Source organism: Deltaproteobacteria bacterium, from assembly GCA_035063765.1.
Lineage (GTDB): Bacteria > Myxococcota_A > UBA9160 > UBA9160 > PR03 > CAADGG01.
This window is the reverse complement of the sequence record JAPSFT010000022.1, coordinates 32,931-58,633: the sequence shown is the minus strand read 5'-3', so window position 1 is coordinate 58,633 and position 25,703 is coordinate 32,931. Positions and strand designations below refer to the sequence as shown.

24 protein-coding genes and 1 tRNA gene are annotated in these 25,703 nt (G+C 71.8%); 13 read left to right on the top strand and 12 right to left on the bottom strand.

The genetic code is table 11. The features are described from left to right. The first annotated feature begins 241 nt into the window (after positions 1-241). The 4 genes from OZ948_15785 (at position 242) to OZ948_15770 (ending at position 4,184) form a co-directional block, all read left to right on the top strand. A complete protein-coding gene (locus OZ948_15785; protein MEB2346187.1) occupies positions 242-1,153 on the top strand; it encodes a hypothetical protein in 912 nt (303 codons plus the stop codon). 599 nt (positions 1,154-1,752) lie between these two features. Next, the gene (locus OZ948_15780) at positions 1,753-2,151 is read left to right on the top strand and encodes a transposase (protein ID MEB2346186.1); all 399 of its coding nucleotides are present in this window, start codon (positions 1,753-1,755) and stop codon (positions 2,149-2,151) included. A 78-nt stretch (positions 2,152-2,229) separates the two neighbouring features. Beyond that, entirely contained in the window at positions 2,230-2,649 is a 420-nt protein-coding gene (locus OZ948_15775) for a transposase (GenBank protein ID MEB2346185.1), read from the top strand. Positions 2,650-3,284: 635 nt separating this feature from the next. Then, positions 3,285-4,184, top strand: a complete 900-nt coding sequence (locus tag OZ948_15770; GenBank protein ID MEB2346184.1) for a choice-of-anchor L domain-containing protein — start codon at positions 3,285-3,287, stop codon at positions 4,182-4,184. Here the strand turns inward: OZ948_15770 and OZ948_15765 are convergent. From OZ948_15765 to OZ948_15755, 3 genes are read right to left on the bottom strand one after another with little or no spacing between them, the layout of a single operon-like run. Continuing rightward, the gene (locus tag OZ948_15765; protein MEB2346183.1) at positions 4,181-4,699 is read right to left on the bottom strand and encodes a hypothetical protein; all 519 of its coding nucleotides are present in this window, start codon (positions 4,697-4,699) and stop codon (positions 4,181-4,183) included. The genes OZ948_15770 and OZ948_15765 overlap by 4 nt on opposite strands. A 19-nt stretch (positions 4,700-4,718) precedes the next feature. Beyond that, complete coding sequence (locus tag OZ948_15760; GenBank protein MEB2346182.1) at positions 4,719-5,348, bottom strand: molecular chaperone TorD family protein; 630 nt, start codon at positions 5,346-5,348, stop codon at positions 4,719-4,721. Then, positions 5,345-5,878 (bottom strand): hypothetical protein, encoded by a 534-nt coding sequence (locus tag OZ948_15755; protein ID MEB2346181.1) that lies wholly within the window; start codon positions 5,876-5,878, stop codon positions 5,345-5,347. Before OZ948_15755 ends, OZ948_15760 begins: the two co-directional genes overlap by 4 nt. A 563-nt stretch (positions 5,879-6,441) precedes the next feature. Here OZ948_15755 and ltrA point away from each other — a divergent pair. Continuing rightward, on the top strand, positions 6,442-7,761 hold the full coding sequence (gene ltrA / locus OZ948_15750) for a group II intron reverse transcriptase/maturase (protein MEB2346180.1): 1,320 nt from the start codon (positions 6,442-6,444) through the stop codon (positions 7,759-7,761). 222 nt (positions 7,762-7,983) lie between these two features. Next, positions 7,984-8,568: a hypothetical protein gene (locus OZ948_15745; GenBank protein ID MEB2346179.1), complete on the top strand. Its 585-nt coding sequence runs from the start codon at positions 7,984-7,986 to the stop codon at positions 8,566-8,568. A 76-nt stretch (positions 8,569-8,644) separates the two neighbouring features. Here OZ948_15745 and OZ948_15740 read toward each other — a convergent pair whose 3' ends face one another. Then, the gene (locus tag OZ948_15740) at positions 8,645-9,784 is read right to left on the bottom strand and encodes a DUF5050 domain-containing protein (protein MEB2346178.1); all 1,140 of its coding nucleotides are present in this window, start codon (positions 9,782-9,784) and stop codon (positions 8,645-8,647) included. A 229-nt stretch (positions 9,785-10,013) separates the two neighbouring features. On the opposite strand from OZ948_15740, the gene OZ948_15735 reads away from it, so the two are divergent. Next, on the top strand, positions 10,014-13,214 hold the full coding sequence (locus tag OZ948_15735; protein ID MEB2346177.1) for a VWA domain-containing protein: 3,201 nt from the start codon (positions 10,014-10,016) through the stop codon (positions 13,212-13,214). Positions 13,215-13,223: 9 nt separating this feature from the next. On the opposite strand, the gene OZ948_15730 is transcribed toward OZ948_15735, so the two are convergent. Further along, positions 13,224-13,403: a hypothetical protein gene (locus tag OZ948_15730; GenBank protein ID MEB2346176.1), complete on the bottom strand. Its 180-nt coding sequence runs from the start codon at positions 13,401-13,403 to the stop codon at positions 13,224-13,226. A 4-nt stretch (positions 13,404-13,407) separates the two neighbouring features. Between OZ948_15730 and OZ948_15725 the strand changes: the two genes are divergently transcribed. Further along, the gene (locus tag OZ948_15725) at positions 13,408-13,884 is read left to right on the top strand and encodes a hypothetical protein (GenBank protein MEB2346175.1); all 477 of its coding nucleotides are present in this window, start codon (positions 13,408-13,410) and stop codon (positions 13,882-13,884) included. Positions 13,885-13,944: 60 nt separating this feature from the next. On the opposite strand, the gene OZ948_15720 is transcribed toward OZ948_15725, so the two are convergent. The 3 genes from OZ948_15720 to OZ948_15710 all read right to left on the bottom strand — a co-directional run bounded on the left by OZ948_15720 (position 13,945) and on the right by OZ948_15710 (position 17,585). Further along, entirely contained in the window at positions 13,945-14,910 is a 966-nt protein-coding gene (locus tag OZ948_15720) for an alpha/beta hydrolase (protein ID MEB2346174.1), read from the bottom strand. A gap of 386 nt (positions 14,911-15,296) precedes the next feature. Continuing rightward, positions 15,297-15,914, bottom strand: a complete 618-nt coding sequence (locus OZ948_15715; GenBank protein ID MEB2346173.1) for an isoprenylcysteine carboxylmethyltransferase family protein — start codon at positions 15,912-15,914, stop codon at positions 15,297-15,299. 150 nt (positions 15,915-16,064) lie between these two features. Further along, positions 16,065-17,585 carry an AMP-binding protein gene (locus OZ948_15710; protein MEB2346172.1) on the bottom strand — a complete coding sequence of 507 codons (1,521 nt, stop codon included), beginning with the start codon at positions 17,583-17,585 and terminating at the stop codon, positions 16,065-16,067. A gap of 71 nt (positions 17,586-17,656) precedes the next feature. On the opposite strand from OZ948_15710, the gene OZ948_15705 reads away from it, so the two are divergent. From OZ948_15705 to OZ948_15695, 3 genes are all read left to right on the top strand, one after another. Continuing rightward, a complete protein-coding gene (locus OZ948_15705; protein MEB2346171.1) occupies positions 17,657-18,298 on the top strand; it encodes a TetR family transcriptional regulator in 642 nt (213 codons plus the stop codon). Between the two features lie 184 nt (positions 18,299-18,482). Further along, the gene (locus tag OZ948_15700) at positions 18,483-19,451 is read left to right on the top strand and encodes a fumarylacetoacetate hydrolase family protein (GenBank protein MEB2346170.1); all 969 of its coding nucleotides are present in this window, start codon (positions 18,483-18,485) and stop codon (positions 19,449-19,451) included. Beyond that, complete coding sequence (locus OZ948_15695; GenBank protein MEB2346169.1) at positions 19,448-19,978, top strand: cupin domain-containing protein; 531 nt, start codon at positions 19,448-19,450, stop codon at positions 19,976-19,978. The genes OZ948_15700 and OZ948_15695 overlap by 4 nt, the downstream gene beginning before the upstream one ends. 597 nt (positions 19,979-20,575) lie before the next feature. On the opposite strand, the gene OZ948_15690 is transcribed toward OZ948_15695, so the two are convergent. Beyond that, positions 20,576-21,958, bottom strand: a complete 1,383-nt coding sequence (locus OZ948_15690; GenBank protein ID MEB2346168.1) for a S8/S53 family peptidase — start codon at positions 21,956-21,958, stop codon at positions 20,576-20,578. Between the two features lie 207 nt (positions 21,959-22,165). Beyond that, positions 22,166-22,585: a hypothetical protein gene (locus OZ948_15685; GenBank protein MEB2346167.1), complete on the bottom strand. Its 420-nt coding sequence runs from the start codon at positions 22,583-22,585 to the stop codon at positions 22,166-22,168. 813 nt (positions 22,586-23,398) lie between these two features. On the opposite strand from OZ948_15685, the gene OZ948_15680 reads away from it, so the two are divergent. Next, positions 23,399-23,758 (top strand): hypothetical protein, encoded by a 360-nt coding sequence (locus OZ948_15680; GenBank protein MEB2346166.1) that lies wholly within the window; start codon positions 23,399-23,401, stop codon positions 23,756-23,758. Positions 23,759-23,986: 228 nt separating this feature from the next. On the opposite strand, the gene OZ948_15675 is transcribed toward OZ948_15680, so the two are convergent. Next, the gene (locus OZ948_15675) at positions 23,987-24,268 is read right to left on the bottom strand and encodes a hypothetical protein (GenBank protein MEB2346165.1); all 282 of its coding nucleotides are present in this window, start codon (positions 24,266-24,268) and stop codon (positions 23,987-23,989) included. Between the two features lie 226 nt (positions 24,269-24,494). Continuing rightward, positions 24,495-24,571, bottom strand: a tRNA-Arg gene (locus OZ948_15670). Positions 24,572-24,907: 336 nt separating this feature from the next. Here OZ948_15670 and OZ948_15665 point away from each other — a divergent pair. Next, positions 24,908-25,690 carry a phosphodiester glycosidase family protein gene (locus tag OZ948_15665; protein ID MEB2346164.1) on the top strand — a complete coding sequence of 261 codons (783 nt, stop codon included), beginning with the start codon at positions 24,908-24,910 and terminating at the stop codon, positions 25,688-25,690. The last annotated feature ends 13 nt before the right edge of the window (positions 25,691-25,703 follow it).

Below are 25,703 nucleotides of genomic sequence, written 5' to 3'. Positions count from 1 at the left end.
CGCCGCTCCTGTCCCGTCCGGTCGCGACGCTGGTCGATTCCGGCCAGCCAGAAATCCGGACGATCCGTGCGCGCTCGGTGATAGGATGTCCCGCATTCCACGGCCCGAGGAGGTGGAGCTCATGCCCGCTCTCCGCGCTTGGCTCCGCGGCGCCTGCGCCGCGGCCGTTCTCGGGGCTCCGCCATTTTTGGCGGCATGCCCCTGCTTCGCGCTCGCGCCGCCCGCCGTTCGCTGGGAGATCTTGCCGGGGCCCGACGCCGACGGCGTGCCGCCCGAGAGCCAGGAGGCCGCAGCGGGACCGATCAGCGGGAGCTCGTCGAACGCGCAGTCGACGCTCTCGGCAGCGGGAAGCGCGGTCGTGGACTTCGGCAGCGTCGAGCTCCACGCGGCGAGCGCCTACGCGTCGGGCGGAGATCTCATCTACGCGACGTGGTGCACCTCCGCCTCGGGCGCGTGCACCGCCTTGCGCGGCGAGTGGGCCGACACGCTCACCTTGCACTCGCCCGACGCGACCGACGGAACGACCGGCAGCTTCACCGTGGAGCTGGACGTCGCCGGCTCACTCGCGGCGTTCCTGCCGGAAGGCTGGAGCAGCTACGCCGGCACAACGGTGCGATCGACTTGGGGCGCGACCGTGTGGGTCGACGGAGCGTTGCGCGACACGCTCGTGATCAACTGCTACGGCGCGCTCGGCCTCGCCTGCACGCCCTCGGGTGTGCGCAACTACTACCCGCCCGCTGGCGGCTACGAGGTGATCCCGCAGCCGAGCGGTTTCGGCAGCTTCGAGCTCGGGCCCTACGACTTCACCTGGGGCCAGCCCTTCGCGATCGACGTGCTGATCACGGCGAACACGGCCGTGAATCGGCAATCGAATACCACGGGTGATCCGAGTGCGGGCACCGATCTCACGAGCGCGACGCTCGCGGTGCTCGCGCTCTACGACGCCAGCGCCGGCGGCGGGAATCCCGTGCTCGTGGACACCGCCAACGCCACCGCCGCGAGCGGGTCGGGCTGGTTCGGCGTGCCCGTACCGGAAGCGACAGTGGGTGCGCAGATGGTGGCCAGTGTCCTGGCCCTGGCCGCGATCCGGCGCTGCCGGCGGCGCGACCCGGAGCGGGGCCGCGCAGGCGCCACCGCCGCGGAAGCCGCGTGACACCGAGAAGCGAGGAGAGCCGATGAGCGGAGCGGACGCGACACCGGTAGTGGTCGGCGTCGGGCAGATCCTGCAGCGCGTCGAGGACCCGCGGCAAGGCGCCGAGCCGCTCGCGATGATGGTCGCCGCGCTGGAGCAGGCGGGCATGGACTCGGGCGCGCCGAAGCTCCTGGCGCGCGCCGAGGCGATCTACGTGCCGCGCGGCGCGTGGCGCTACGGCGATCCCGGCCGCGTCGTCGCGCGCCGGCTACGGGTAGATGCCATGATGGCTGCCGTGTCAGCCATTGACTGCGGCGGGGTCCCCTCCGTCGCGAGCCGACATACGGTTCCTGTTCGGGAAACGAGGGACGGCCTCGGGCCTGTCGGCCCGGGTCCAAAGTCACCGGTCGAGCCGGCTTGGATGCTCGACCCGAACGGAGGGGACCGTGCAGTATCTTGGCATCGACGTGCACAGTCAGGCAAGCGTCTGGTGCTTGCTGGACGAGGACGGGGAGATTCGAGCTCGGGGGAAGGTCTAGACGAGTGTTCCAGCGCTCGGGGAGCTGGTGGCGGAGCTCTCGAGAGAGGGCGGGCTGCGGGTGGCGCAGGAGGTCGGGACCATGGCCTACCGGGTGCACGATGCGGTGGCGGGGGCTGGTGTAGAGATCCTCTCGTTCAACGCGCAGCAGCTGCGGAGGATCGCCTCCTCGCGCAAGAAGACCGACCGACGGGACGCCTTCTGGATCGCCCGCGCCTTGCAAACCGGGATGCATCCGCACCCGGTCTATCTCCCGACCGGCGAGATCCGGGGGCTGCGGGCCCTGCTCACACGGCGCCGGATGATCCAGACGGATCGCAATCGCTGGCAGTACCGGGCCCGGTGCGCCCTGCGCGCCTCGGGCTACAAGGTCCGCACCGGCGGGTACTACCTGCGGACGGCTCTCGACCAGATCCTGGCCTCACCGCAGGGGATCGATGGGCACCTCGGCGATCTCCTGGAGCTGTGTCAGCGCCAATAGGCCGCGCTCTCGCTCGAGCTGCGGCAGGCCGAGGCGGAGCTTCGGGAGCGAGCGAAGACGGTCGAAGCGATCAAGCGGCTGCAGACGATTCCCGGCGTGGGCGCGCTCACAGCGACGACGATCTACGCCTGGGTGGGCGACGTGCGGCGCTTCCCGGATGCGAAGGCCCTGGCCGCGTACGCGGGTCTCGTGCCCTCGGTTCGGCCGAGTGGCGACGCGCAGCGCCTGGGATCGATCACGAAGATCGGCTCGAAAGCGCTGCGGTCGACGCTGGTACAGGCTGCGCACGTGCTCATGAACCGCTGCCGAGGAGCGGACGCGATGCCGTTGCAGGCGATCGGGGCGCGCGGGCACACCTCGCGGGGGCGACGGAAGATCGCGACGGTCGCGTTGGCTCGGCATCTGCTGCGCATCGCCTACTCCGTTCTGCGCGATGGGACCGTCTACGATCCGAAACGACTGCGCGTCGATGTCGACGACACACGGCATGTCGCCTGAACCACCGCACGCCATCCAAGGCCGCCGCCGAGGGAGTCAGCGGGGACCAGGCCGCGTTCGCCCTTGGCTCCTTCCGACGAAGCCGTCGGATAGAAATCCGTCGGATAGATTGGCCGGTCCCTTCTCCCGTAAGGCAACGTGTGCCGAGCCCGCACGCGAGCGCGCTCGAGCACGAATGGAAGGATGGAAGCTCCTGGCTCGCGGCCGGAGGCGGTGCGGTGCAACGGCGCGGGAGGGCGAGGCGCGGGCGGAAGAGCCCGAGACGGGGAACGTGTGCGCGAGACTCAACTGCAGGGTTGACCGCCATCATGGAAGGGCGAACAAGCGGTGGATCGAGAGCCGATAGCGGCCGTTATGGAACCACCCTCCGGGGAGTGGCCTCCGAGACGGCAGCATGCCAGCCGAGATCGATCTGGCTCGCGCGGCGGCGGTGCGCGACGGGCCGGCGATCCGTGCGCTGCGCGAGCGCTTGGCCTCGGACGAGACTCGACGATGACGCGCCGCGCACGCGAGGGGATTGCGCAGGGAGCGCGCATCCTCGCCGGCGCGTCGTGTCGTGGGCAGGGTGCGTGCCGCGCGCCATACTCCGCCCCGCTCCCGCGCCGCTGCGCCGGGATGCCCGGAGGAATCGCTTCATGAACGAGGCCGGGTCGTCGCGCGCTCTACGGGTGCTCGGTTCGCTGCTGCTCGGGTCGATGCTCTGGCTTTCGGCGCCGGCCCTCGCCATCACCGTCACGGCCACGCAGAACACGACGGCTCTGGTGAACGCGCTGCTCGGCTCGGGCAGCACCGGCATCATCGTCACCGGCGTCACGCTCTCGGGATTCACCCAGGAGAGCTTCGAGACGCCCGGAACCTTCGAGACGTCGTCGGGGACGTATACGAACCCGAGCGGCACCTATGGCATCGGCGCCGGCGTCGTGCTCAGCACCGGCGCCGTGGAGCGCTACGGGGACGGAGCCAACACCGCCGACGACACCTCGGGCGTGTACTTCGACCTGGTCAACTACGGGTTCGCCGAGGCGACGCCCGCGCAGGAGGCGCTGCTCGACCCGATCACCACCGTCGGGGCCGAAACCTTCGAACACTTCGACGTGACCGAGCTGCTCGTCACCTTCGACATGCAGCCGGGCCAAGGCTACGTGCGCTTCAACGTGGTGTTCGGCTCCGAGGAGTACCCGGAGTTCACGGAGGTCGGCTACTTCGACGGCTTCGGGATGTTCCTGAACGGCACGAACGTGGCCTTCGTCGCGAGCCAGCCCGTCAACATCACGCACCCCGACATGGCGGCGATCGCCGGCACCGAGCTCAACGGGGTACTCGCCCCGGGCGGCAACCCGCTGCTCGTCTTCGGCGGGCCCGTGAACCCGACGGGCAACACACTGCGCTTCATCATCGGCGATCGCGACGACTCGGCCTGGGACTCGACCGTCTACATCTCCGGCCTGACCGCGCCGGAGCCGGGCTCGAGCGCGGCGCTCGCCGCCGCGCTCGGCGCGCTCGGCGTTCTCTTCCGCGCCAGGCGTCGCCGCTAGCGCGCGCTGCGAGCGCGCCGCGTGAGCGACAGCGCGGCGAGCGCCGCGAGGCCCGACGCCAGCGCCGCCGGCTCAGGCGTGCCGCACACCTCGAGCGCGACCTCGAAGACGATCTCGGTGCCGAACGGGTCGATCGGCGCGAGCGCGAGCCTTCGCACCGCGAGCGTGATGCGGTCGATCGCACCGCCCTGCAGGTCGATACCGGCGCCGCACTCGTAGTCGTTCCAGAACAGGCCGCAGTCGTTGGTGCCGACGCCGATCCCGCCGCCCGACGCGCCGGTGAGCTCGATCACGAACTCGTCGGGCTCGCCGTTGGTGAGGAGTGCGGCCACCGCCTCGAAGGCGGGATCGCTCTCGGCGGTCGCCTCGAAGAGCACCGGCGTCTCGGTCGGGCCGGTGCCGGCGTCGTCGAGCAGGCGCGCGGCGTCGTCGCCGAGCACGAGGTCCACGTCGCCGTAGTCGAAGTAGGCGTGGCCCGTGTCGGTTCCCTGCACCGTCTCCGCGAACGAGGCCAACAGGTCGGCGCGCGTGTGCTCAGGAAGCGAGGCGCGCGCGCTCGCTCGCGAGGAAGCGGTCGAGCTGGTCGACGAGCGCGCTGAAGAAGGGCGCCGACTTCTGCTCGGCGAGCCGCTTGCGCAGCCGCGGCACCCAGCGCCCCGGATGGCGCTCGACGAAGTCGCGCGCGGCGCGCCGCCACGGTCCGGCGTCGGCGCCCGCCTCGTGCGCTTCGGCCTCGCGGAAGGCGAGGAAGTGCAGGAACTCGAGCTGCGTCGCCAGATGGTCGGGCAGCTCGCGCGGCGCTTCGGCGAGCGTCAGGCCGAAGTGATTGTAGAAGCGCACGCACTCTTCCATCGTCTGCATGCGCATGCCGCCGTAGAGGCCGCCGTGGAGCGGGCAGGGCGGACCGCTCGTGCCGACGTCGAAGAGCCGCGCGTACTCGACCGCGAGTGCCTCGTCGCCGTTGCCGCCGTCGGCGAGCGCGGCCCAGTCGCCCTCGCCGAGGGGCGGGTCGATCGCGGCGAGCGTGTCGCGCAGCGCCTCGGCGAGCGCGCGCGAACGCACGTCCTCGAGGTGCTCGGCGTCGGGATAGTCGAGGGCGCGCACGAAGAGCAGGTACGCGCGGCTGCGCGTCGCGGCGGCGAGCGCGGCGTCGGCACCGCTCACAGCGGCGCCACCTCGACGCGCGTGTCGCGATCGGTGTGGCTCGGCTGCAGGCAGATCGTTATCGGCCGCAGGTGGTACTGCCCGCCCGCCAGCTCCACCGGGTTGAGCGGCGTCGGGATCAGGTCCTGGAAGCCCTTGTGGCCCTTGAAGTGGAAGTTGTCCCACGCGTGGTAGATGATGAACTGCCCCGGCCGCACGCCCGGCGCCACCTTCACCATGATCTCGAAGGCGTCGAGGTCGTTCCAAACGCGCACGCGCCCGCCGTCGCGGATGCCGCGCGCCGCGGCGTCGTCGACGCTCATGTACGCCACCGGCTCGCCGCGCTGCTGCTGCAGCATCAGCTTGTCGTCGCGCCACGCCGAGTGGATGCTCCAGCGCGTGTGGCCGCCCGTGAGCTGGAGCGGGTAGCGGCCGCCCGCCGTCGGCGGATCCTTGTGCACCGGGAGCTGCTCGCCCATCTCGATGCGTAGGGCGAACAGTGCGACCAGGCCCTGCTGGTCGAAGGGGATTGGAGGATGCGATGACTCCATGAAACTTCGTTTGTCGTCCCGCGGGTGCGAAGCCCGCCCGGCCAAGGGTGAGCCCGCCCGAGCCGGTAGCGAGCCTGGCGACGGTCGCGGCAACACGACCGGCGAAGCGTAGGCACGCGAGCGTGTGGGCCGTGGGGTTTGCGGCCTCGAAATCTATGTCATCCCGGATGCCCAGGGTTCTGTTTGACCTGAAGGCGACGACGACCTCTCCGTCTTGATGGGCGAGGAGGGGATCGTATCCGGCGGGGTGTACGACCACGGCACGCAGGAAGAGGACGGCCCAGGAACCTGGGAGGCCCTCGCGTCGCCTCGATCGCAACCGGTGATGCGGAGAGCCGGAGATCCGTCTCCGACGTGTCGCGCGTTTGCAGGCGCACGCGCGGCCGGCCAAGAACAAGCGCCCGCATCGAGGTAGGCCGTGCGCAAGGGGAACCGAAGCCACGACCGAAGGGGGCGAGGGAGTCGGAGGGCTGCATAGGAGCGTCGACGTCGGGGAACGGGGTGGTGCCCGGACCCGGCCGAGCAAAGGCGGCCCGTGTGGAGATGAGCTTCAGGAGGGAACCATGTCCAACGCCTCGACGTTGGGAGACGTGTCACCGGAACTGCTGAAGGTAGTGGAACGAGCGCAACGAGAGCCCGAAGGACGGTTCCACTCGCTGGCGCATCTCCTCGATGTGTCGGCCCTGGAACGAGCCTATCACCGCATGCGCAAGGATGCGGCGGTGGGTGTGGATGGGATCACGAAGGAGGAGTACGGGCAGGCGCTGGAGGCGAACCTCCAGGACCTGCACGCGCGACTCGTGGCGAAGCGGTATCGCCATCAGCCGATCCGACGGGTCCGCATCCCGAAGGAACAGGGCAAGACGCGGCCGATTGGGATCTCGGCGTTCGAGGACAAGCTGGTCCAGGACGCCGTGCGCGAGGTGCTGGAGGCGATCTACGAGCAGGACTTCTTGGACTGCTCATACGGCTTCCGGCCCGGACGCAGTGCCCATGACGCCATCCGAGCCCTGAACCAGATCGTGCACTGGGGCGAGGTGAGCTGGATTCTCGAGGCCGACATCGTGTCCTTCTTCGACAGTTTGGATCGCACCAAGCTGAAGGAGATGCTCGAGATTCGGGTTGCCGATGGGTCGCTGTTGCGGCTCATCGGCAAGTGTTTGCACGTGGGCGTGCTCGACGGCGCGGAGCTCTCCGCGCCGGAGACCGGCACCGCCCAAGGGTCGGTGCTCTCGCCGCTGCTCGGCAACGTCTACTTGCACTCCGTGCTGGACCTCTGGTTCGAGACCGAAGTGAAGCCGCGGCTGCGGGGCAGGGCCACCCTGATCCGTTACGCCGACGACTTCGTCATCGGCTTCGAGCACGAGGAGGACGCGCGGCGTGTCCTGGCGGTGTTGGGCAAGCGGCTTGCGCGCTTCGGACTGACCCTGCACCCGGACAAGACCCGGCTGCTGCCCTTCCGGCGCCCGCCGGCGGGGCAGAAGAGCGGGAAAGGTCTGGCCACCTTCGACTTCCTCGGGTTCACGCTCTACTGGGCGCGCTCTCGACGGGGTCGTTGGTGGATCACGTGCAAGACTCGGCGTGCGAGCCTGAGACGGGCGATCCAGTCCATCACCGACTGGTGCCATCTCCATCGGCACCTTCCGGTAAGGGTTCAGCACGCAGCGCTCACGCGACGATTGCGGGGCCACTTCAACTACTTCGGCGTCAGCGGCAACTTCCGCAGTCTGCTGCTGCTCGTCGAAGCGGCGAAGCGGGCCTGGTACAAGTGGCTGTGTCGTCGCAGCCAGCGCACACGTCTCACCTGGGAGCGGTTCGCTGCTCTTCTCGAACAGCTTCCGTTCCCGCGTCCCCGGATCACGGTCCGCATCTGGGGCCGGTAGCCACGAGCCGCCTCCACGGAGGAGCCGGATGGTGGAAATCTCCTTGTCCGGATCTGGAGAGGGCCCGGGGTGGGCAACTGCCCCGGGCTACTCGACAGCGGTGGATCGTTCTCGGGGCGATGGCGGCAGTTATGGAAACACCCTCCGGGGAGTGGCCTCCGAGACGGCAGCATGCCACCCATCCTGCTGGAAGGGCTTCCGATCGCGGTCGACGTGCTGGTCGTGCCCAAGGCCGACCTGCTCGCGGATCCGCCCTTGATCGCGCAGGCGACCTTCTTCGAGCGGGCTCTCCTCGCCCGGACCGGCTTCGCCCCGCAGCCGCTGACGCGGCTCGAGCCCGAGGCCTTGGGGCGCCCGGGCTGGATGATCTCGACCGCGCTCGCCTTCCTCGGGCTGGTCCAGACCACCCGCATCGGCGGCTCCGCCACCGCGCCGACGCTCGCGTCGGGCCCGTATCTTCCGGTCGCACAGCGGCCGGAGCCGGCCAACGCGCTCCAGCCGAGCGGAAGCCAGCTCGACACCGGAGACGGTCACCTCGCCTCTCCGGTCCAGATCGGCGGCTCGATCTGGGTCGCGCACGGCGTGCAGGGTTTCTGGGGCCACGCGGCGATCCGCTGGCTCGAGCTCGAGCCGGCGACGCTCGCGGTGCGTCAGGGGGGGGCTTCCTCGATAGCGAGACCCTCGACCTTCTCTATCCGTCGATCGCCGCCAACGCGCACGGCCAGGTGCTGGTGGGCTTCAGCGCTTCGGGGCCGTCGCTGCCCGCCTCCTCGTTCGCGGCGTTCGGCGAGACGCGCGCAGCTGTGACGGAATTCGGTGAGCCGTTCGCCGTGATGGCGGGGACGGGCATCATCGGATTCGGAGGGATCTCGCGCTTCGGCGACTACAGCGCCACCGTGCTCGACCCGAGCGATTCGCAGCGGTTCTGGTCCTTCCAGGAGATCGCCGACGGAGAAGGCGGCGGGGCGGTCGCCATCGCGGCCTTCCGCGCGCCGGAGCCGCTGGGCTGGGCAACCGGCCTCGCCGCGGGCGCGACCCTCGCGCCGCTGGCGCGGCGTCGCTTGCGCCGGCTGCGGGCTGCGAGGGCCGCGAGTGCGGCGAAGCCGGCGAGCGTCGCGCCCGGCTCGGGGACCACGAGCGCGATGTCCACGACGGAGCCGATCGCGCTGCCGGAGAGCACGTTCTCCTGCTCGCTTCCGTCGAGATTCATGCGCATGATCTTGCCCAGGTACGGCGAGGGTCCCGAGATGTCCTGGCCCCAGTAGACCTTGCCGTCCTCGAGGTCGAGCGCGATGCCGCCGGGATTGTCGTTCGCGCCCACCTCGTAGAGCGACTCGAAGCCGCTGCCGTTCAGGTTGGAGCGCGCGACGATGTCGTTCACGAAGTCCGTCCAGTAGAGCTTGCCGCCGGCCGCGTCCACGGCCAGATCGGAGGCTTCGCGCCCGGTGACGAGCGTCTCGACGACGCTTCCGTCCAGGTTGGCCCGGCGGATCACGCGCGTGCTTCCGGCGCCGTCGTTCGACGTCCAGTACACCTTTCCGTGATCGAGATCGAGGTCGAGCCCGCCCGCGAAGCTGGTCGTGATGAGCGGGGCCGGGTTCGAGCCGTCGAGATCGGCGCGGTAGATCGATCCGCTCAGCTCGCCCCAGTAGATCGTTTCCCCGAGCGGATCGACGCGGATCGCCTGGGGGGTGACGAGCAGGATGTCGGCAAGCGTCACGATCGCAACAGCCGCGCTGCCGTCGAGGTTCGCGCGGTAGATGGCGTCGACATCGCGGTCCGTCCAGTAAAGCTTCGAGTGGACCGCATCGACCGCCACACCGCGCAGGCCGCCTCCCGGACTCGCCAGGATCGGCGCGGCGCCGCCGCTCGTCGTCGAGCGGCGCAGGTTGCCGTCGTCGAAGGTCGGGTTGTAGAGCTCGGAGAAGTAGAGCGTGCCCGCCGCACGCGCGCTCGCGCCGCCGACGCACAGCGCGAGCCCAATCCAGCCGGCGAGTGCCGCCCCATGCCACGATCGCGACAAGGCTCCTCCCCTCCACGCAAAGCCATTGCGCTGCAGCCCTGCGTAGCACGGCCGGACGCAGCCAGGTAGGGGGGACACCGAGCTGCGAACCGGCCACGCGCGGCGGAAGGGCCGCAGGCGCCGTCTGCTCGCTCCACCCGACGCGAACGGCCGACACGCCTCGCCGGCCGAGAATGCCCCCCATTCCCCGCGAGAGCAGGCATAATGGGGCCCCATCGCGGAGGGTCTCATGGATACCCCGCTGCGAACGGATCGACTCACGACCGTGTTCATCGTTCTCGTGTCGATCGCCGCGGCGGACCGCGCCCTCGCGGGTGCCGGCTTCGTCGACGCGGACGACGGCGAGATCCACCTGAACTTCCACTTCCGCTTCCCTCCGCAGCCGGAGGACATCGCCCGCGTGCAGGAGCAGGCGGGCCGCGCGAGCCGCATCCTCTGCGACGCCACCGACGGGCAGATGCGCATTGCGACGATGCGGCTCACGGCGGGCGGGACGGCGGAGCCGGCGGGCGACATCTGGTATCAGCCGCCGGGTACCACCCCGCGCTCGTCGGCGCACGGGCGCCTCAGCGAGAACGACGGCCACGTCTACCTCTCGCACGAGGACGTCCGCTCGGACGTCTTCGCGCACGAGCTCGGGCACCTCGTCATGGACCTCGGCGACCAGTACGACGAGCAGCGGCGCATGGGCGGCGCTTGCGGACAGGGCCGCTCCTTCGAGCTCGACGCGATGGACGAGAACAACCACACCATCATGCAGCAGGCGGGTTGGCAGCAGTGCGTGACCGGCGGCGGTGTCGGGACCGGGCGCCCTTGCTTCGACGCGGCCGACTGCAATCTCGGTGAGAGCTGTCCGACCGGCGCGCTGATGAGCGAGATCTCGACGGCGCTGAACCACGACCTGCTGCGCGGCGACGAGGTGCTGGCGGAGAACACCTGCCCGGCACCGCGCGCCGGCGACACCGTCTCGGTGGGCGGCTGGCTCGGCGAGGATCTGCCCGGCGGCCTCTTCGATCCGACCAGCTTCGCGACCGCCGACGCCACCGCCACGCGGCGGTTCGTCACGGACTGGATCGACGCCCTGGGCGACGTGACCGGCTACGACGAGGGCTCCGCGCATGCGCTGTACGTGTACGCCGAGCACGTCGCGCTGAACGCCTGGCAGCTCCACTTCGCGATGGACGGCAAGCACTTCGACGAGGGAACGGCGGATCTTCCGGTCTGGCTCGAGTCGTGCACCGTCGTGATGGAGGATCCGCCGAGCTTCGACGTGATCGAGCCGAACGGCGGCCTGTTCCATCACCGGCGGGTGGCCAGCGTGAACGGCACCGCCGGCACTTCGGCGGACTCGTGCGCGATCCCGATCGCAGATCTCGCGAACGGGGCTCCCGACGCCACGCTTGGGGTCCGTTTCGACGACTTCTCCGAGCGCCAAGCGCAAAGCGGGGGAACGCTGAAGCGGACCTCGTTCAGCGAGGGCACGCGGGTTCTGGCTGGTGACTTCCAGCAGCTCGGGCTCTGCACCGAGACCGAGAACTGCGAAATGCTCTGGAACACCGCTACGCAGCGCTGGGAGGCCGCCGCCACCACGCGCAGCGACCTGCGCAACGACCGCCCGATCCAGTCGGACTGGGCCAAGCTGCTCGACTACGCGGATCGGGCCTACGGCCTCGAGCTCGAGCAGCCGGCCGGGCTGCCGGTCTCGTTGGAGCCGATCCCGTGCGCGATCCCGATCGAGTTCGACGTCGAAGTCGAGGGCGCGGACCAGGTGGTCGTCGTGGTCGATCGTTCGGGCAGCATGCGCACCGACCGCGAGTACGTGAACGACACGCGAACGCGTCTCGACTGGGCCAAGGCGGGCGTGCGCGGCTTCGCGAATCTCGTTGCGGGCACCGGCATGGAGGTCGCGCTCCTGTCCTTCGACGGCGACGTCGTCGAAGAGCTGAGCCTGGCGCCCGCGGTGCCGACCGGAAGCGGGCTGCCGGACACGAACGAGGTGGCGGAGATCGCGGACGCGGTCGATGCGCTCGAGCACGACGGCACCACCGCGATCGGCGACGCGCTCGCTGCGGCGGGCGACCTGCTCGCCGCCGAGGCCGGCGGCCGCACGCAGGCCGTGCTCCTCCTCTCCGACGGCGAGAACATGCGAGGCGCCGATCCGCTCGCGGTCGCCAACGAGCTGCGCGACGCCGGCGTCGTGGTCTACACCATGCCGGTCGGCGACGCGGCCAGCGGCGAGCAGCTCTCCCAGATCGCCGAGCAGACGGGCGGCGAGATGTACGACGCGCCGACCGCGCTCGAGCTGCCCACGATCTACGCGGACCTCTACGCGCGCCTGCGCGGCGAGACGCCCCTCGCCACGCGCACGCCGCTCTCGCTCGACCCCGGCGGTCCCACCACGCCGGGCCCGCCGGTGAACGTGCCGATCCGCGTCGAGCCCGGCACCACGCGGCTCGACATCCTGCTCTCGAACCGCAACGACCTGGGCAACACCTGGGCGCCGGGATTCCGGCTGCTCGCGCCGGGGGGCGCGCCGGTGCTGACCCACACGCACCCCTCCGTCGTACACGACGCCTTCTACCGGCTCGCGCGCGTCGCGGCCCCGCAGCCGGGCGAGTGGACGCTCGTCCTCTTCTCGACCAATCCGATTCCGCAGCAGCTCTACTACTGGATCCATCTGGAGAATCCGCTGCCCGACTGCTGGGCGAGCGCGTCGCCGGCGGACACCCGGCTCGGGGGAACCTCCCCGGCCATCCAAGCGACGGCTTCCTTCCAGGACGCGCTCGGCCGCGGCACCACCTACACCGCGGAGATCAATGGTCCGAACGACATCGCGCTCCACGGCGTTCCGCTCGCGCTCGACGAATCGCTGGTCGGCGCGCGCGCCGTGCTCACGGGCTTGCAGCACCGCGGCCGCTACGACGCGGTGGTGCGCTGCGAGGCCACCTCGTCGGCGCGCCTGGCGCCGGGCGAGCAGGCCGACACCGAGAGCGTGCTGGCGCAGCCGCGACCGCCTCCTTTCACGCGCGAGGCGCGCGCGAGCTTCTTCCTCGACACGCCGGGATTCCCGCCGTATCCCGACGGCAGCGACTGCGACCACGACGGCCTTCCGAACTCGAGCGAGGGCATGACCACCGACCGCGACGGCGACGGGCTTCCGAACGCCTGCGACAGCGACGCCGACAACGACGAGCTGCCCGACGCCGACGAGCCTCCCGGCGACATCGACGCGGACGGCACCCCGAACTTTCTCGACAGCGACGCCGATGGCGACGGTGTGCGCGACGACGTGGACGACTGCATCGGAACGCTCGAGCAGTGTCCTGAGCCGGACGCGGCGGCTCCGCTTGCGGCGCTGGCGCTGGCGCTCCTGGCGCGGCGTCGCTTGCGGCGCTCGGGCGAGCGGAGCCGTCGCGACGGGACACCGTAGAGCGCGGAGTCATTTCTTCGGGGCCCGCGCCGCTCCGGGTAGCGCGCCCTGCACGTAGCCGGCCTCTTCGCTGCGCCTGGCGATGCGCCAGCCGTCGTCGGTCCAGACCAGCTCGTCGACGTAGGTGGCGCCGACGGTGAAGTCCTGGAGCGAGCCGTCGGGCTTCGCGAAGAACATCGGGTTGTGCACGAGCGTGAGGGCGCGCGCGGTCGCCGTCGAGCTCGACCTGCGAGTTGGTGACGTAGTGCACCGTGACCGGGAAGGCGGCGAGACGGACCTCTCGATCCGGCCCATCTGGCACCAGAAGGCCGAGCGCGTGCAGGCCCACATCCTCGTCTGCTTCCTGGCCTACGTGCTGTGGAAGACGCTCGAGCAGTGGCAACAGCGGGCGGGCCTGGGCAACAGCCCGCGCACGATCTTGGAGGAGCTCGGCCGGATCCAGAGCACCGACGTCGTGCTCCCGCTGGCCGACGGCTCGCGCCGCGAGCTGCGGCTGCGCTGCGTCGTGCGCCCCGACAAGGCCCAGGCGATGCTGCTCGACCGGCTCGGTCTGCGCCTGCCCGAGCGGCTCCGCGTCCCCTCGAACGTCGACGAAATGTGGTGCCGACCGAAGACCCTAAGTGCCCGAAAAGCCTCGATCACGACCCTCCAACTGCGGAAGTTGGGCTAGTGCATCTGGGACGTGGACGGGCGGCCGCGCGCCGGGCGGCGAGGCCGGTGGTGGCGTTCCTCACGGAGGCTCGGCGGCCTCCCGGCGCCGGGTGAAGAACTCCTCGACCGCCGCGGCCAGCTCGTCCGGGATCTCCGCGGCCAGCGAGTGGCGCGCGCCCGGAAAGATGCGCAGCTCGCAGCGCGGAAGCAGCGCGCACAGCCGCGCCACGCCCTCGCCCATGTTGGCCCCGTCGTCCTGGTCGCCCCAGCCGAGCCACACCGGCTGGTGGATGGCGGGAGCGATGTCGAACAGGCTGCTCTCCACCTGGTCGGCGGCCATCTCGAAGTACATGCGCACGAAACCCGGTCCCATCACCTCGCGGTAGTAGGCGAAGGTCTCGGCCAGCGCGGCGTCGCGGCCCGGCCAGTCGCGCCGGTACCAGAAGCGCGACTGCACCCACACGATCGGCCAGAAGAGGGCGTAGCCACGCACGGCGCGCATCAGCCGGCCGACCCGCGGCTGCGCCTCCCAGGCGCTGCCGGGCGCCCACGGCGCGAGGCGCGGGAAGCGCTCGGGGAAGCGATGGCCGAGCCGCAGCACCAGGTTCCCGCCCTGGCTGCCGCCCGCCAGGAGCGCCTCGCCGATCCCGAGCTGGTCGAGCAGCGCGACGCTCGCGTCCTCGTACAGGCGCAGCGAGTACTCACGGTCGGGCTTCTCGGCCCAGCCGCTACCCGGGTAGTCCATCACCACCACGCGGTGTCGCCGCGCCAGCGCCGGCACCAGCGCGTCGTACTCCTCGATGCGCGAGGTGTGGCCGGGGACGAGAAGCAGCGCGGGCGCGGCGGCGGGACCGCCGGCAGACTCCGTCGGGCCGACGTCGATGTAGCGCGTGCGCAGGCCGAGCACGCGGGCGTCGCGCTGCTCGAAGGGCGTGGCGCGTACCGTCTCGGGTCGCGTGCGCCCGGCATCGGGCGGCGGGGAGCAGGCGAGCGTGGCCGCCAGCAGGGCAGGGACGCCGCGAAGCCGTGTTCCGAGCGCACGCACGCCGCGGAGCCTAGGCGATCCCGAGCGGGCGTTCCGTCAGTGCCCGGCGGATCCCCGGCGTGCCGATCCGGGGAGTGGGCTCCAAGAGGAGGAGATCGCGGCCGTGCCGGCGCGGGCCGCGTCGGCCGCGTCCTCGCCGGCCGAGTCCGCGGTGCTCGCGTACACCGACGAGCGGGTGCTCCAGCTCGGCCGCGTGCAGGACAGCACCTTCGTCGCGCTGTGCGAGCACCTCGGCGAGGAGGAGGTCCTCGAACTCACCTACGTCGTGGGCCTCGACTGGATGCACGCGGTGATGACGCGTGCGCTGCGGCTCGGGTTCGACGACGTGCCCGAGCGCGTGAGGGAGGTACCCGGGCCGCCGGCGGGACGCCGGCGCACCGGCGATTTCATGGGCGGGGTGGGACGCTCGGGCTGCGCAACCCCACGCCGGGCACGAAGCGCCCGGTGCGGCTCGCCCAGCGCGCATACGCCTCGCCGTGCACGCGCGCGAGGTGCGGCTCCTCGACGAGCCGCACCTGGATCTCGATCGCGGCCAGCAGGGCGAGCAGGGCGCCGAGGCTCGCCGCGTTCGGGACGAGCAGGGCGAGCCCGGTCGAGGCGAGGATCATGAAGCTGAAGATGGGGTTTCGCACCAGCCAGAACGGGCCGCCCGTGCGGAGCAGCGTGCGCTCGCTCGGGTCGACGCCGACGCGCCACGACGCGCCCATCTCGAGCTGCGCGTAGAGGGTGCCCGCGATGCCGGCGAGCGCGAGCAGCGTGCCGGCGAGCGGCCGGCGCAGCGGCTCGAGGGCGGGAAGGGCGCCGAGCAGCTCGAGCACGGGTCCGGCGAGCCCGAGCCCGAGCGAGAGCACGAACAGCAGCGAGCCCGCGCGTTCCGCGCCGGAGGCCGTGAGCCCGCCGAAGCGGAAGCCTGCGTCGCCCGTGCGCCGCCACTGGAGCCAGCCGCGCAGCCCGAAGGCGAGGGCGAGGAAGACGAGGTAGAGGGCGAGAGCGAGCCGGGCCATCGGGGATCCTCGTCTCGGGCGCTGGATGAATCGGGAAGGAATCTCCCTGGATCTCGGGCCGCGCCGAGGCTAGCCGAGCCCGACGGGCGCCGGGCGCGCCGGGAGCTGGTCCACCGCGAAACCGGCGCCCGGCGCGCAGCCGCCTCGGGCTCATCCCGCGCCGGCCGGGGCGAGCCCGGCGCGCAGCCGCTTCTTGTCGATCTTTCCGTACGCGGTGAGGGGCAGGCTCGCCACGAGCTCGATCCGCTTCGGCACCTTGTAGCGCGCGAGCCGCGCGCGGCAGTGGGCGAGGATCGCCTCGCGCTCGGGCTCCGGGCCGTCGCGGACCACGAGCGCCGTCACCGCCTCGCCCCAGTCGGGGTGCGGTAGCCCGATCACCGCGACCTGCCGCACTCCGGGAAGCTCGGCGATCGCGCGCTCGACCTCGGCGGTGTACACGTTCATGCCGCCGCTGATCACCATGTCCTTGACGCGGTCGACCAGGAACAGGTGCCCCGACGCGCTGAGGTAGCCGAGGTCGCCCGTGCGCAGCCAGCGGCCCGGGTGGAAGGCGGCGGCACTCTGCTCGGGGTCGCCGTGGTAGCCGCGCAGGGTGTAGCTCGACTGGAGGCACACCTCGCCGACGGTGCCGACCTCGACGGGCGTGCCCGCCGGGTCGCGGACGCTCACTCGCACCGCCGGCACGGCCTGCCCGCAGGAGCCCCGCAGCTCGGGGCGCAGGTGGTCCGCCTTCGAGAGGGTGGTCGCGAAGTTCGGGCACTCGCTCTGGCCGTAGAGCTGGAGGAAGACCGGGCCGAGGCGGGCGAGCCCCTCGGCGAGCCGCGCCGGGGCGATGGGAGCGGCACCGTAGACGACGGTGCGCAGCGAGCCCAGGCCGCCGCCCGCGAGCGCCGGGTGGTCGAGCAGCCGGTAGATCATCGTCGGGACGAGGAACGTCCAGGTGATGGCCTCGCCCGCGATGCTGCGGATCACGGCGCCCGCGTCGAACTGCGCGTGGAGGGTCACCCGCGCCCCCTGCATCAGTGCGGCCTCGACGTGGAAGCCCGCCGAGTGCGGCAGCGGCGAGACGACGAGCAGGTGCTCGTCGGGGGCGATCTCGCCGTAGAGCGCGTGGGCCAGCAGGCCGACGCCGAGGGCGCCGAAGGAGTGGACCACCCCCTTCGGCCGGCCCGTCGTGCCGCCGGTGTAGAGGATCAGGCCCGGGGCGCCGGGGTCGGCCTCGGCCGGGGCGAAGCGGCCCGCACCCGCGAGCGAGGCGAAGTCCGGCTCGACCGGGTCCCCCGCCACGTCGTTCGCGAAGACGCAGCGGCCCCGCGCGGCGGCGGGCACGATCCCGGCGAGGGAGCGGTGGGCGATCAGCGCCCGCGCCCCCGAGTGGGCGAAGGCGTGCTCGACGTCGGGCAGCGAGAGCAGGTCGTGGAGGGGCACCCGCACCGCGGCGAGCTTCGCGAGGGCGAGGTGGGAGATCACGTACTCGGCGCCGTTGTGGAGCAGCAGCGCGACGCGGTCGCCCGCGCCGACGCCGAGGCCGCGCAGGCCGCCGGCGACGCGGTCGGACTCGCGGTCGAGGTCGGCGTAGCTCCAGCGCACGTCTCCGTGGACGAGGGCGGTGCGGCTCCCATGGCGCGCGAGGGCCTGGCGCAGCAGCGAGGCCGAGGTCGGCGCGCTCACGCGAGCCGCGCCCCGGCCGGGCGCGCCGCGGCCGCCGTCTGGTAGCGTCGCCCGGGCGGAGGGAACCCGGCGTGGCGGGCGCGAGCAGACCGAAGGCGCGAGGGCAGCGCACGCCCCCGCGCCGAGACCGCGAGGCGCTGCTCGACGCCCTCGAGGCGCACTTCCTCGGGGCGGGCCTGCGAGCCACGACCGTCGAGACCCTCGCTTCGGCCCTGCGCTGCTCGCGGCGAACGCTCTACGAGATCGCCCCGAGCAAGGAGCGGATCTTCCTCCTCGTCGTGCGCCGCTGGCTCGAGCGGGTGCGCCAGCTCGGCTGGCAGGGGGCGCTCACCCACGAGGCACCCCAGGAGCGAATCGCCGCCTTCCTCGAGCCCGGCGTCAGCGAGTCGCGCAAGGCCAGCTCGGCGTTCGTCGCCGACGTCCAGGCCTTCGCGCCCGCGCGCGCCCTGCTCGAGGCGCACCAGCGCGAGCGCGTGCGCTTCCTGCGCGAGCTGGTCGAGGAGGGGATCGCCCGGGGCAGCTTCCGGCCGCTCCATTCGCACCTCGTGGCCGAGATGCTGCTCGTCACCATCACCCGCATCAACGACCCGGCCTTCCTGGCCGAGGCGCGGCTGCGCTTCAGCGAGGCCTTCGCCGAGCTCTACGAGCTCCTGCTCCACGGATTGTTCCTCCCGGAGCGCCGCCCGGGGCGTTCCGACCGGGGAAAACGCTGAGGCTTCTCCGGTACCTGCACTCTGCTCCCGGACCCGGCAGAGGCGTCCGCGAGCCGGTCGGGAAGCGTCCCCTTCGGGCTTCTGCCGAATCGGAGAGAGCTGCATCGCCCGGCTTGACGTGGTACCAAAACTCTCGTTATAGTACCACCATGGCGCCGCGTGAGAGCGGCCCGGGAGTCGACCGATGAAGCTCGTCACGTTCCACCGCGACGGCAGCGAGCGCCTCGGAGCGCTCCGCGGGGGCGACAGCGTGGTCGACGTCGCCGCGAGCGTGCGCCAGAGGGGCGGCTCGCCCGAGCCCGCCTTCGCCTCGATGCAGGCGCTGATCGAGGCCGGCCCGGCGGCGCTCTCCGCGCTGCGGCGGCTGCTCGCAGAACCGGCGCGGCTCGAGCTGCTCCCCCTCGCCGGCACGCGGCTGCTCGCGCCCCTCCCCCGCCCCGAGCAGATCCGCGACTGCCTCTGCTTCGAGGAGCACCTGACCGCGCTGATGGAGCGGGCGAAGGCGGCGACGGGATCCGTGCCTCCGGCCCAGGCCGCGATGCACGCCACCTTCCGCGAGCGGCCGATCTACTACAAGGCGAACCGCTTCGCCGTGGTCGGACCGGACGCAGACGTCACCTGGCCCTCGTACTCGAAGCTGATGGACTACGAGCTCGAGCTCGCGGCGGTGATCGGAACGCGCGGCAGGGACATCCGAGCCGATCGGGCGCGCGAGCACGTGTTCGGCTTCTCGATCTTCAACGACCTCTCCGCTCGCGACCAGCAGATGCTCGAGATGCCCGGAATGCTCGGTCCGACCAAGTCGAAGGATTTCGACGGCGCGAACGTCCTCGGCCCCTGCATCGTGACGGCCGACGAGTTCGACGAGACCCGAGCGGCCATGCGCGTCCGCGTGAACGGCGAGCTGCGCTCCGAGGGCTCGAGCGCGAGCATGTCGCTCTCGTTCGCCGAGCTGATTGCCTACGTCTCGCGCGACGAGACGCTCCATCCGGGCGAGATCCTCTGCTCGGGCACCGTCGGCGGGGGTTGCGGGCTCGAGCGCGGCGAGTTCCTGGAGCACGGCGACGTCGTCGAGTTCGAGGTCGATGGCATCGGCGTGCTGCGCACCCGCGTCCTGCTACCCGGGCGGGGCGCGCCGGAGGAGCAGCGATGAAGCGCTACGTGATGGCCAACCGCCCCGACGGGCTCTCGGACGTCGTCGACGAGACCGATCTGTCCGCGAAGCTCGCCGCGCCGGGCCTGCAGAGCCAGGAGCTCTGGCGCAACGACGAGACCCCCGCCGACCTGTCCGACCCGGCCGACCCTGTCGCCGACCAGGCGATGTATCACGAGCCCCCGGACGGCGGCGCGATCTTCCGCGTGCTCAAGTTCCCGCCCGCAAGGGAGATGCCGGAGGTCACGCCCGAGATGATGGTCGCGTACCACCAGGCGATCCACAGCGTGCACGTGCCGAGCCTCGAGTACCTGCGCTCGGCGAAGAGCCCGACCATGCACAAGACCGACACGCTGAACTACTTCGTGCTCGCGTCGGGCGAGCTGTGGGCGCTCTCCGAGGGCCGCGACGTGCTGCTACGGCCCGGCGACGTCGTCGTCCAGAAGGGCTGCATGCACGGTTGGGCCAACCGCTCGGACGAGCCGGCGGTCCTCGTCGCCGTGCTGATCGACTCGCACCCGGCCTGAGGCGCGGGCCGCTCCAGGGCCGCCCGGGGCGGGGGCGCCGCCTCGTCGCGGTGCGCAGGGCCCGGGGCGCCGAAGTCGGGTCCGCCGGTTCGGAGCCGTCGGAGTCGCCGGGGACATCGCGCTGGCCGTCGCCGTCGTCGTCGAGGCCGAGCAGGTCGGCGTCGAAGGCCACGTCCTCGTCGTCGCCCGCGTACGCGTTGCGCAGCTGGCCGAGGCAGCCGGAGCAGCCGAAGCCGCTCGCGAGGGGGCCGATCGGGCCGCTCGTGTACGTCCGCACGGGCGTGGTGCCGAACCCCGTTATGGCAAAGCACTCCGAGGGTGTCGCAGGGCAGGACGAGCGCGTCCATCGCCGACCGAGCGGCAGCCGCGGCAGAGAACGCGCTCGCGCGCACAGGTGCCGAGCGCGGTGATGTCCGACGTCGCGCCGGTCACCTGCGCTGGTCGAAGTCTTCGCCCCGAGCGACTACAGACTGCCAGGGGGGCGTTCGTCGGGCGTCTTGCGGCGGGACAAGCGCGGGCCAAGGTCTCACGAGCGAGGCCGCTCCGGGCCCGCATGCTCGCCCCTGCGAGGCCGAGCTGCCGACGGCGAATCCGGGGCTACGCGCGCCGCCCGTGGCGGATCAGCAGGAGAACGAGGGCAGCCGCTGGAAGCAGGACGGCCGGCCCGGGCTCGGGCAACGCGACGAGCGCCGCTTCGCAGTCGAGGCGCGGCCACCGTCGTCCGGTGACGCCGTCGGTAACGACCGTGGGTGAGGTGGTGAGTGCGGCTCGGAGCTGGTCGGCCGTCGCGTCGGGCTTCGCTTCCCGGAGAACGGCCGCACACGCCGCGACGAGGGGCGCCGAGGCCGAGGTACCGCCGAACGTCGTCACGCCTCCTCCGAGCGCGCTCGTGTCGATCGAGTGGCCGGGCGCGAGCAACGCGATGGCGGCGTCGCGGTTGCTGAAGTCGGTCATCTGGTCCAGCCGCGGACCGTCGTCGTACGTGGCGCCCACGGCGATCACGCCGGAGAGGCAGGCGGGAAGCCCGAGCCCGTCGGGCCGGCCGTCGTTCATGGCCGATACCACGACCAGGATGCCTTGTTCCCTCAGCGCCCGAACCAGGATCGCGCCGACCGCGGTCGTGCCATCGTACTCGTCGCAAGGCGCCTGGAGCGCTTCGGGGCTGCCGAAGCTCAGGTTGATCGCGTCGGTATCGGGGTGCCCGCGGCGTATCCAGTCTCCAGCGGCCAGCACGTCCGAGGCCAGGACGCCCCCCGTGGCTCTCCCGCTGAGCTTGACCGCGACGACGCTCGCGGAGGGGGCGCCGCCCGCGGGCGCGGCAAGCCCATCCGAGCCGACGATTCCCGCGACCGCCGTGCCGTGCCCGTCGTCGTCTTCGGCGCTCCCCGGCCCTGTCTGCCGGGACGTGCCGTCGGGGCAGCACGGCACGGGCTCGGTGGAGCAGAAGCATGCCTGGTCCACCAGATCTCCGGCGAGGTCCGGGTGGTCCGTGTCGACGCCACCGTCGGCGACGGCCACCTTCGATCCCGTGCCGGTCAGGCCGGTGGCATGAAGCGCCGCGAGGCGCACCAGGGGCACGGACTCGGCGAGTGCGGGGTACAGCTCCCGGTCGAGCCCCACCGCGTAGACGGCCGGGTCCTCGAACAGGTGGGCGAGGCCGGCCTCCGAGACGGAGCCCGCGAGCGCGCCGAGGCCCTCGAGCACCTCGGTCACCTCGAACTCGCCCGGGGCGAGGCATCCGAGGATGCGCAGGGACGTCGCGCGAACCGCCGCCCGCTCGGAGGCGGTACGCGCCAGCGCAATCGGCTCGCGGGATCCAGGAACACCGAAGGCGACGACGACGCGCGCTCGGCCCTCTTCCGCGATGCGCTGGCGGACCTCGCTCGTCACGCGCGGGACGGTGCCGGCCGAGGAGGCGACCACCAGCGCGGTCCCGAGTGCGACGGTCACGACAGCCAGCGAGCACGCGTGCCGGAACATCGGCTTCCCTCCGGGACACCCCGCTCCGATGCACGTCTCGCGCCAGGGCCCGATGCCTGTCGCCAGGCGACGGCCGCGCGTCGCAGCGCGCATTCTCTCGTGGGGCCTGCTCATCCGGGCAACTCTACACGCCGAGGCAACGCTCGATCTTGGGATCAACGTGGGAAACGACGCTCGGACGGGAACGACGCGTGTGCTCCGGGGGTGTCAGACCGCCTCGAGCCTCCGGCGGCTGGCGAGCGGTTCGGATTCAGCGACGTGTTGGCGCCCGCGGCGTGGAGGCTCGCGCTCCGGCCGGCGGTGGCGCGGCCCGGGCTCGTGCTCTACCGGTCGCGGCCCCGCGCGCCGTAGGCCTCCTCGCTCGGCCTCGCCGAGCGCGCGGTCCAGGACGGACGCGATGGCGGAGCACCCGTAGGCCGACGCGTGGCTTGTCTCGATGTACCGCGAAGCGTCGAAGCCCGGCACGTAGCGGTCGCGCTCGGGTCCCGAGAGCAGCGCGACCACGTCCACGAGCTGCACGCGCCCCTGGAGCTCGGGGGACGCCACGATCTCCTCGTAGACGCCGACTCCGGCCGTCGAGCCGAGGAGCTCGAACCCCCGGAGAGCGCCACCTTGCCGGAGGGGCACGACACCTCGACCGCCTTGTTGGCGCTCGAGCTCTCGCTCGTCTCGACCACGCGTTCGAGACCGTCCGCGCGGCCACACAAAGCTCTCACCTCCAAGCCCGAGCTGGTCGCGACCGGCACGAGCTCGGTCGCCTCGGCAGACCAGTCGATCGGGTCGCCCGTCCGCGCGTCCACGACGGGAAGGCTCGCAACCGCGGGAACCGGCGCCTCCAGGCCGTTGATCACGCCGCCGCCGCCGCGGGCGCAGCCGCCGCAAGGCCGAGCAAGATCGTCCACGCCCAAACCCGCCCGCGATGTCGCATCAGCTCCTCCGGTAGGGAAGCGGCTGGCCACGAACGCCGCGGCGCAGGACGAAGCGGAAGAGCTCGCCCTCGCGCCAGCGGCGATCGAAGCGGTAGCTGAGGGGCGGTGGTCGATTCCGAGGTGGGTCAGGGCCTTGTAGGAGCCCCGCGCGTCGGTGAACACCGTGGTCTTCTCGGGGCGATCGAGTTCTCGACGAACGAGTTCAGCGCCAGTCGATGCTCTCGCGCACGGCGGTCTCGGAGGTGACCGAACGACTGTGGTGACCGAGGCGGAGTGGCTGGAGTTCCGGGCCCACGCCACCTGGCGCTTGCCTTCGCAGCACCGCGCGCGGGCGCCCAGCTCACGAGCTCGACGCTCCAAGCGGAGTAGGACGCCGGCGTCATGGCGGAGGAGCAGGGCTTCCCGCTCGACAGCAAGGGTTTCCACCCACCGGACGTCTCCGAGGATATCTTCCTCGAGAGCGGCCGCGGCACCGCTGGGCACGGCAGCCTCGGCGGGTTCCGACGTCGTCATGTCGATCGACTTCCAGGTGGCGGTGCCGACCACGTTCTGGATCACGGGCTTCGTCTCGACGACGCGTGCGCTCAGCGCGGCCGAGCTCGTCGCCTGCCAGTACAACGGCGTCGTGCTCGCGGGTGACACGCGAGCGACGCCACTCGACGCCGGCACCTACACGTTCCAGGTCGAGCGCACGCTCGATCCGGCCGAGTCCGGATCCCTCGATTGCTCGGCCGCCTCGTCGGGCGCGATGGCGGACCTGAACACGTTGACCTGGGAGGTGTCGGTGACGGATCTTCCCGAGCCCGACACGCTGCTCGGGTCGCTCGCCGCCGCCGGCACGCTCGCCGGGCTGCGCCACCGTCGATCCTGATCCGTGCGCCAGTTCCTGGAGCCCCCGCGATCCCGCCACGACGAGCCAGAACGCCGCTTCGCGATGGAACCCGCGCCGGATCATGTCGTTGCTGCCGTCGATGGAAATCAGCCGCACGATCGCTGAAACATTCGAGGCGAAACGGGTCGTTGGAGCGTCGACCGGAATCGCCGCATCGTAGAGCCTCGTGAGAGCATCGAGGTGGCGATTCGCCACGCCGGTCGTCCATCACTCGCTTCCCAGCAGCTCCAGCAGGCGATCGTGCAGGTCCAGCCCGTCGTGATCCGCCAGGAGATCGCGCGCGGCTTCGTAGCGCCGCCGCACCGTGGGATTGCGTAAACCCGCCACCAACAGCACGTGCGTCATGATCCCGGTTGGGAAGACCCACCCCTGGGCCTGGATCGCGAGTGACGCGTTCTCCGGAAACCCGGCGGATCCCCGGGTCACGCCCTCCCGCGCGGCGGCGCAGCGGGTTTCCACCGCTTGCCGCGTGGCGAGCCCGTCGCGCACCCTTGCCATCGATGTCTCGAGCCACCTGCTTGGCTACCACCGAGCCGCCTCCATCGCGTCGCGCGCGGTTGCGATGAGGCACCTCCTGAGAGTCGCCAGATCCTCGAATCGGCGACGAATTCGCAGCCGATGGATTCGCAGTGGCACCCCATGGACACCCACCGGGTGTCACGGAGCCACGAACCGAGAACGCGACTTCGGAAGTACTTGGAACTACAGATGTTGCTGGCGCGCCGGGAGGGATTCGAACCCCCGACCCCCAGGTTCGAAGCCTGGTGCTCTATCCAGCTGAGCTACCGGCGCGGTCCAGGTTGGATACCCGAGCGGTGTGGGAAGCGCCAATCGACGGATGGCGGCCGGAAGGGATGGAGTGGCCGGGATCTCTCCTCTCGTTCGGGCGTTGCGCTGCGCCTGACACACCCGACCCGGCGCTTGGCGTTGCGCGATCACGGTGCCCCGGGGTTGCGTGACGAGCGCGAGACGTGCGAACGACCACACCGCCGTTGGCCGCGCCATCGAACAGCGACGCAGGACCAGGCGGCGGGTTGCCGGAGAATCGCCGGATCGCCGGGACTGTCCCCGGCGCGCTAGGGTGCGGTGGGTGGGGCGGGGAGGAGTCGCGCCCGTTTGGGAGGCGTCGTGGCGCAGCACGGGGTGGGCGGGCTGCTTCGACGGCTCGCAGGGCGGGCGCTCGCCGGGGTCGTGCTGCTCTGGGCGGCGGGCGTCGCGGGCCGCGCGCGCGCGGGGGAAGTGGAGCCCTGGGTTCCGCTCGGCCGCGGTGTGGAGCACCAGCGTCTCGAGGGCGTGCTCGAGGGGCACGCCTTCCGCTTCCGTCCGGCCGACGTCGAGCTGCGCGTCGTTCCCGCGGCCGGGGGACGCGCGCGCGTGGCCGGGCTCGCGCCCGCGGGTGACGCGATCGTCACGAACGCCAGCTTCTTCGACGAGGCGGAGCGCACGATGGGGCTCGTGATCGACCGCGGCCGCTCGCTCGGGGGGCGCCGGCTCGCGCGCTGGGCGGCGTTCGTGCTCGAGGGGGGGCGGCCCGCGATCGTGCCGGGCACAGCGCTCGGGGACGGCGCGGGCGCCGAGCTCGTCGTGCAGGGGCTGCCACGTCTCGTCGTCGCGGGCGCCGTTCCGCGGCTCAAGCCGCAGAGCGCCCAGCGCACCGTGATCTGCATCGGCGAGGAACACGTCACCCTGCTCGCCACCACGGCGCGCGTCGACGCGACCGCGCTCGCGCAGCGGCTCGCGGCGCCGCCCGGCGCCGGCGGCTTCGGCTGCCGCGACGCCCTCAACCTCGACGGCGGGGGCTCGACCCAGCTCCACGCGCGCTGGGGCTCGTTCGAGGCGGAGATCGAGGGCGCCTGGGGCGTGCCGAACGCCCTCGTCGTGGCCCCGAAGCCGGATCCGCCCGCGGACTGACCGCCGGCGGGCC

Bases quoted from the DNA above. Each gene is read 5' to 3' on its own strand.
- ltrA (MEB2346180.1), top strand. From the start codon at position 6,442: ATGTCCAACGCCTCGACGTTGGGAGACGTGTCACCGGAACTGCTGAAG.
- OZ948_15780 (MEB2346186.1), top strand. From the start codon at position 1,753: ATGGCCTACCGGGTGCACGATGCGGTGGCGGGGGCTGGTGTAGAGATC.
- OZ948_15755 (MEB2346181.1), bottom strand. From the start codon at position 5,878: ATGGAGTCATCGCATCCTCCAATCCCCTTCGACCAGCAGGGCCTGGTC.
- OZ948_15700 (MEB2346170.1), top strand. From the start codon at position 18,483: ATGAAGCTCGTCACGTTCCACCGCGACGGCAGCGAGCGCCTCGGAGCG.
- OZ948_15690 (MEB2346168.1), bottom strand. From the start codon at position 21,958: ATGTTCCGGCACGCGTGCTCGCTGGCTGTCGTGACCGTCGCACTCGGG.
- OZ948_15735 (MEB2346177.1), top strand. From the start codon at position 10,014: ATGGATACCCCGCTGCGAACGGATCGACTCACGACCGTGTTCATCGTT.
- OZ948_15695 (MEB2346169.1), top strand. From the start codon at position 19,448: ATGAAGCGCTACGTGATGGCCAACCGCCCCGACGGGCTCTCGGACGTC.
- OZ948_15680 (MEB2346166.1), top strand. From the start codon at position 23,399: ATGTCGATCGACTTCCAGGTGGCGGTGCCGACCACGTTCTGGATCACG.
- OZ948_15715 (MEB2346173.1), bottom strand. From the start codon at position 15,914: ATGGCCCGGCTCGCTCTCGCCCTCTACCTCGTCTTCCTCGCCCTCGCC.
- OZ948_15770 (MEB2346184.1), top strand. From the start codon at position 3,285: ATGAACGAGGCCGGGTCGTCGCGCGCTCTACGGGTGCTCGGTTCGCTG.